The sequence below is a fragment of the Microcoleus sp. B3-D2 genome (assembly GCF_036705345.1).
Lineage (GTDB): Bacteria > Cyanobacteriota > Cyanobacteriia > Cyanobacteriales > Microcoleaceae > Microcoleus.
This window is the reverse complement of record NZ_JAUBUG010000050.1, coordinates 51,118-58,273: the sequence shown is the minus strand read 5'-3', so window position 1 is coordinate 58,273 and position 7,156 is coordinate 51,118. Positions and strand designations below refer to the sequence as shown.

2 protein-coding genes and 1 CRISPR repeat array (1 of these 3 cut by a window edge) are annotated in these 7,156 nt (G+C 45.6%); of the genes, one reads left to right on the top strand and one right to left on the bottom strand.

Annotated features, from left to right (window positions below; translation table 11 throughout):
- Positions 1-215: 215 nt before the first annotated feature.
- Positions 216-2,129: a heavy metal translocating P-type ATPase gene (locus QUB14_RS19155; protein ID WP_333218628.1), complete on the bottom strand. Its 1,914-nt coding sequence runs from the start codon at positions 2,127-2,129 to the stop codon at positions 216-218.
- A gap of 537 nt (positions 2,130-2,666) precedes the next feature.
- Here QUB14_RS19155 and QUB14_RS19150 point away from each other — a divergent pair.
- Complete coding sequence (locus tag QUB14_RS19150; protein ID WP_333218627.1) at positions 2,667-3,767, top strand: precorrin-8X methylmutase; 1,101 nt, start codon at positions 2,667-2,669, stop codon at positions 3,765-3,767.
- A 406-nt stretch (positions 3,768-4,173) separates the two neighbouring features.
- Positions 4,174-7,156: direct repeats of the CRISPR family, unit length 37 nt; unit sequence GTTTCAATCCCTGATAGGGTTTTATGGTTTTTCCGAC (it continues 1,338 nt past the right edge of the window).

Genomic DNA, 7,156 nt, shown 5'->3' with positions numbered 1-7,156 from the left:
GAAATTAGTTTCCACCCATTCCCCCCCAGATGTCAAGCCTGATTTTGTTAAGAAAGATGTGAGTAAGGCATAGCTTGTTAAGGGGGGTTAGGGGGGATCTAGGCTTCGATATAAACAAGAGAGACGGTTAGTTTAACGTTAAATTGTCACCAATAGGATCTGCCTTAGAACGCATTTCACTCTTACTCTGCCTCGACTTTAGCTGTTTTTCGTGTCTAATTTCTCAGCAGTCGCAAACCGCTTAAGGTTACTATTACTGTAGAGCCTTCGTGACCGATGACGCCGAAAGGCATGGTGATATTTCCGAAAAAATTAGCCGCCAATAACAGCACAATGCAACTGAGTGCAAAAACAATGTTTTGTTTGACAACTTTTTGAGCGCGGCGGCCTAAACTAATTGCTTTAGCTAGTTGCTCTAACTTATCTGCCATTAATACTATATCAGCAGTTTCTAAAGCAACATCGCTGCCGGAAATTCCCATGGCAATGCCGACGGAAGCTTGAGCGAGGGCGGGGGCGTCGTTGATGCCGTCTCCTACCATTGCTACAGTTTGATACTGGGTTTGCAGTTGTTTAATTGCCTGCACTTTGTCTTCTGGCAAAAGTTCGGCGTACACTTCTTTGATGCCTAATTGGCGGGCGATGTGTTGAGCGGTTTGCTCGTTGTCGCCGGTTAGCATAATTATATGTTCTACACCTAATTTTTGCAAGCGTTTTACCGTTGCTGCTGCTTCGGGGCGGAGGGTATCTGCTACGGCAATGATTCCCAAAAGCTGAGCGCCCTTTGCTACCCAAACAACTGTTTTACCTTCTGCTTGCAACTGCTGGCTGATTTGAGCTAATTCGGAAGTTGCTTCGACAAATTCGGCTTTACCAATGGCAATGATTTGATTGTTGACTTTGCCGACAATTCCTTGACCGATTTTTGCTTGTACATCGGTAGCGGTTGACAATTGTAATTGTTGCTGCTGGGCGGCGCTGACAATTGAAGAGGCGATCGCGTGTTCGGAATGAGCTTCTAGGGCGGCAGCCAATTGCAGAACTTCTGTTTCAGTATATCCGGCTGCTGGTACAATTTGGATAACTTCAGGTTTTCCCGTGGTGAGAGTTCCGGTTTTGTCAAAGGCGATCGCCCTTACTTTACCAATCATCTCTAATTGCGCGCCACTTTTAAACAAAATTCCCTGTCTCGCCCCGTTAGCAATTCCCGAAAGCAGCGCCGGCATAATCGAAGCCATCAGCGCACAGGGGGATGCGACTACTAGGAAAATCAGCGCCCGATAGATTGTCTCTTCCCAATTCCAGCCCAAAACAAAGGGCGGCAAAGTTGCCAGAAGCAAGCCTAAACCGACAATTAATTTAGCATAACCGCGCTCGAATTTTTCCACAAACATTTGAGAAGGCGGCGCTGCTGTTTGCGCTTCTTGGACTAGCCGAATCACTCGCTGAATTAAGCTGCTTTCGGGAGTTTTATGAACTTCGAGTTTCAGCGCGCCGACACCGTTAATTGTACCTGCATAGACTTCATCGCCCCTGGTTTTTTCCACGGGCATCGATTCGCCGGTAATCGAGGCTTGATCGATCGCGCTGTAGCCTTCAATAATTATCGCATCTGTGGGGATGATTTCTCCGGGCTTGACTAAAATGTAATCGCCAATTTCCAATTTGTCGATCGCAACGAACCGTTCCCCGCCGTACATTACCACCCTAGCAGTATCTGCAGTCAAACTCATCAAACTGCGGATGCTGCGTTCAGTCCGCTGCATAGCATAACCTTCAAGGGCGCCGCTAATTGCAAAGATTAAAATCAACACCGCACCGTCAACAATTAAATGATATTCTTGCCGCCACAGCCCCAAACCAGCCGCGCCCAAAGCAGCGACAATCATTAACAAATCTACATCTAATTCGCGTTCTTGAAAAAGCGTAGTTAAGCCTTCGCGGGTGCTGGAATAGCCGCCGATAACATAAGCCGCGGGTAAGATTAACACGGCTACACCCAGCCAGCCGAGTTGCAGGGCTAGCGAACCCAAGATTACTAGAATTCCGCACAGGGCGGCTGTTAAAGCGTCGGGATGTTCTGTGGCGAGGCGCCAGAGGCGAGAAATGGGGAGGGAATTGGGAGTCATTGGGGAAATTTGATTTGGTAGAATGACTCCTTTACCCTAAACCTTGACATTAATGTCAATGTCAAGAGTGAAACCAAAATAAATCCAGCATCAACTCGCCCCTCGTTGAGTCCCAGAGTCCGACAGTCCGACAGGGAATGAATTCCCTGTCTCATAGCGTAAGTCCTCTGAAAGAGGACTCAAGAGAGTTGAGAATTGAATTTAATTAATGTTTTAGTCGGTTTTAACCGACTTCTGCTATGAGACGGGGAATTCATTCCCCGGCGGACTCTGGGTGAATTCGAGAGCCCAATGTACAATCCAAAATTCCCAAAATTCAATGCAAAAAGAATAGTTGAGTTCCCGAGTCCGACAGGGAATGAATTCCCTGTCTCATAGCGCAAGTCCTCTGAAAGAGGACTGAAGATGGCTGAGAAGTGAATTTAATGTTTTAGTCGGTTTTAACCGACTTCTGCTATGAGACGGGGAATTCATTCCCCGGCGGAATCTGGGTGAATTCGAGAATCAAATATACAATTCCAAAATTCCCAAAATCCAATGCAAGAATACCTGACAATCAAACAACTTACAGAAGCGGTAAAAGGCACAATTACCCCTCGGATGGTGCGACATTATCACGCTTTGGGGCTGCTATCTCCGGCGGTACGATCGACCTCTAACTATAGATTGTATACCCGCAGCGATGTGCAAAGACTCCAAAGAATAGTCGCACTGAAGCAGCAAGGCTTTCAACTGTCTCACATCCGCAAACTGTTAGAAACTGACGCGGATGCTTCGCCAGACGCGCTGATGGCGACTCTGCAACGGCAATATCTGTCGGTTATTCAGCAAATTGTTCGCCTCAGAGAAACGGCTTCGGCGCTGGAAGGATTGCTGGGGCGGGATATTTCCTGTCAAGCGGTGCAAGCCGACGCCTTGGCGCAATTAAGGCTGTTGCAGGCGGAAACTGAGGGGGGGTTGGATGAGTTGGAACAACTTTGGGAGGGTTGGGATGCGGGGGCGCACACTCACCCGGAGGATTTTGGGGAGTCGTTGCAGCTTTTGTTGCCGGATTTGCCCGATCGCTCGGAAATTGAGGTAGACTTGCTTTCTAAACTGGTGTTAGCCTGCGGAGATTGTTCGCTGCTGCCGTTTGTGAAGTTGAGCGAAACGGCGATTAAATCGGCGCGGGAAGCTTTGAAAAATCAGTGTCAAATTGTGGCTGATGTGCCGCCTGTTTTTGCGGCTTTGGATGGGACAAGATTGGCGCATTTAGGAACAAGTATAGCAACTTTAATTGATGACCCGCACGTCAATGCTGCGGCGGAAGCGGAACAGGAATTCTGGCAGCAGGGTGAGTGGTTTGATAAGTTGTTGAAACTGGAAAAAGGATGTATATTGGTGATAGGATATGCGCCGTCTGTGCTGATGGCGGTTTGCGAGGCGATCGAGAATGGGCAACTGCAACCGGCTTTGGTGATTGGAATGCCGATCGGTTTTAGTCATTCTCCGGTGGCGAAACGGCGGTTAGTGCGATCGGGCGTTGCTTATATTACGACTGTGGGGACTTTTGGTGGCGGGTTGTTGGCGGCGGTTGCTTTGAATGCTTTGGTTGAGTCTTTGATTGAAAAGCCGAATTGTCACTGTCATCTCAAGTGAAAATGGGATTTAGGTTTATTGTGGCTTAATTTGTATTTTGCTGCTTCATCTCAATTTCGGGTGCGCGGGAATCATATCAAATCCGCGCTTCATAGTCCGTCCTGGTAAAGTCGAGTCAAGCTGCCAACAAATATCAGCGTAATTTTCAGTTTTTCGAGTCACAGTCAACAGTCATGTCTGAGTGCAACCGCAAATGATATCATACCCGATTTAGTTTCAATCTTTGATAGGGATTTAGGTTTATTGCAGCGCGCTTGGACTTTGTTTCAATCCCTGATAGGGATTTATGGTTTTTCCCGCTACATTGTCCGAGGCGAAAGCCTTCCAATACAGGGTTTCAAGCCTTATATCGGGAAATATGGTTTTTCCGACATTGTAATCACCCAATATTTCCACTTCAAGGCAAGTTTCAATCCCTGATAGGGTTTTATGGTTTTTCCGACAACATTTTCAACAGCAGCATCAATCCATAAATTGTTTCAATCCCTGATAGGGTTTTATGGTTTTTCCGACATTCAATGCGATCGTTGAAGGGCAAAGCAGTCGCCACGTTTCAATCCCTGATAGGGTTTTATGGTTTTTCCGACTGGAGGCTTACAGCATGGCATCACCTCCACCGGGCGGCGGTTTCAATCCCTGATAGGGTTTTATGGTTTTTCCGACTTCGCCTATCAATTTCTGAGTTGAGAATCTGTAGATCGTTTCAATCCCTGATAGGGTTTTATGGTTTTTCCGACTCTTGCCTCCTTCGTATTCTAGTTGCACGCAGTGATTGTTTCAATCCCTGATAGGGTTTTATGGTTTTTCCGACTTGTTGGCTATCATCCAATCCTTAAGGTGCATGGCTTCATCAGTTTCAATCCCTGATAGGGTTTTATGGTTTTTCCGACCCACTAGGCGCTTGATGGAAGCGGATTCCAACGTTTCAATCCCTGATAGGGTTTTATGGTTTTTCCGACTCTTTTCTATAGAAATTTTCTTAAGAAAAAGAAAGTTTCAATCCCTGATAGGGTTTTATGGTTTTTCCGACTTGACTCACGTAACTCAAGCGGCTGGCACAGTTGTGTTTCAATCCCTGATAGGGTTTTATGGTTTTTCCGACCTGTAAGAGCAATCCGGCTTTAGCTTCGCTCATTCCGTTTCAATCCCTGATAGGGTTTTATGGTTTTTCCGACTCCATATTCTAAAGAGCGTTTGTTGCTTAATTTTATGTTTCAATCCCTGATAGGGTTTTATGGTTTTTCCGACGCTTGTCTGCTTGTATTATAGCATTACGCAATTCCGTTTCAATCCCTGATAGGGTTTTATGGTTTTTCCGACGCAAGATACTTTGTTTCCCTACGCAAGCCGCACCTCAGTGTTTCAATCCCTGATAGGGTTTTATGGTTTTTCCGACGGTATTCGGTAGCCGGAGCATTAGCAAGTCCAGGTTTCAATCCCTGATAGGGTTTTATGGTTTTTCCGACAGTTAGTGGAACTCCACAACCTTGATATTCCAGTCGTTTCAATCCCTGATAGGGTTTTATGGTTTTTCCGACAGTAGCTTCAATCAAGACAAATTCTAATTCAGGTTTCAATCCCTGATAGGGTTTTATGGTTTTTCCGACTTCCACTTGAGTGCAATTTTTTTAAGTAATTTGCTTGGTTTCAATCCCTGATAGGGTTTTATGGTTTTTCCGACTTGGCTTTTATTTCTGGGGCTGTCGCTTCTGGCAGTTTCAATCCCTGATAGGGTTTTATGGTTTTTCCGACTTGTGAGGGTATCGACATCGGCGTTGGCGTCCCAGTTTCAATCCCTGATAGGGTTTTATGGTTTTTCCGACTTTCAGCCGTATTTTCATCTAAAACTGTATAAACATCGTTTCAATCCCTGATAGGGTTTTATGGTTTTTCCGACTGAAGTTGTGGGAGAGGGGATGGACTACAAGGCGATCGTTTCAATCCCTGATAGGGTTTTATGGTTTTTCCGACCTGTATTATAGGTCATTATCGTGATTGCGTCAAGTATCTGTTTCAATCCCTGATAGGGTTTTATGGTTTTTCCGACATTTACTGGGGTGATGATTGTCCAGTTCGCAGACATCGGTTTCAATCCCTGATAGGGTTTTATGGTTTTTCCGACTTCACTGAAATAGAAATCGAATCAGAGGATGAAGTTTCAATCCCTGATAGGGTTTTATGGTTTTTCCGACTTTCTCCCCGGCATTCCCGGTACAAAAGATATTTGGCGTTTCAATCCCTGATAGGGTTTTATGGTTTTTCCGACGCAGCCTAAGCCGGCCTACAGTGATCGCGGTGTTTGGGTTTCAATCCCTGATAGGGTTTTATGGTTTTTCCGAGAAACCCTACTTAGCGTATATGGCGCACCTTCTGCGGTTTCAATCCCTGATAGGGTTTTATGGTTTTTCCGACCCTTATTAGTCCGCCCAGCCCCAGCGCCGTCCATGCGTTTCAATCCCTGATAGGGTTTTATGGTTTTTCCGACAAGCGATCGCTAAATTAACACATTCTAAAATCAAGTTTCAATCCCTGATAGGGTTTTATGGTTTTTCCGACATCCGTGTAGGCTGAGTCGGCTGCATCTCGAATTTGTTTCAATCCCTGATAGGGTTTTATGGTTTTTCCGACCTTCTGTTATTCACAATGGCTACCAGTGCTATAAGTTTCAATCCCTGATAGGGTTTTATGGTTTTTCCGACGCAGCAAAACTCTCCGACCGGGTGCATCAAATTGTTTCAATCCCTGATAGGGTTTTATGGTTTTTCCGACGGCTCAAGACAATCGTTGTTTAAGGTAGCTTCCAATAGTTTCAATCCCTGATAGGGTTTTATGGTTTTTCCGACTGGTGACATACCTCAAGAACCGTAATTTAGACGCTTTCGTTTCAATCCCTGATAGGGTTTTATGGTTTTTCCGACTTGTCAATGAGGATTTAGTGTTAACAAGAGTTCGTTTCAATCCCTGATAGGGTTTTATGGTTTTTCCGACGTTGCAACTCCGTTAACTTGCTCTAATTGCCCATTAGCTAGTTTCAATCCCTGATAGGGTTTTATGGTTTTTCCGACGGATTATTCCTAATTTCCAGTCGAGATGTGTCTCAGGTTTCAATCCCTGATAGGGTTTTATGGTTTTTCCGACTTAAAAAGCGATTGCCTGCAAACCGGAGGAAGCAAGAGTTTCAATCCCTGATAGGGTTTTATGGTTTTTCCGACTTCACGTAGTAGTCAATCTCCCTTGCGCCATACGCCGGTTTCAATCCCTGATAGGGTTTTATGGTTTTTCCGACTATGCTCCGACACGCGACGGGTTATTACTTGGCTGTTTCAATCCCTGATAGGGTTTTATGGTTTTTCCGACGGGAACGGCAATCGCCCTTTGGCTAGCTCCCC

Bases quoted from the DNA above. Each gene is read 5' to 3' on its own strand.
- QUB14_RS19155 (WP_333218628.1), bottom strand. From the start codon at position 2,129: ATGACTCCCAATTCCCTCCCCATTTCTCGCCTCTGGCGCCTCGCCACA.
- QUB14_RS19150 (WP_333218627.1), top strand. From the start codon at position 2,667: ATGCAAGAATACCTGACAATCAAACAACTTACAGAAGCGGTAAAAGGC.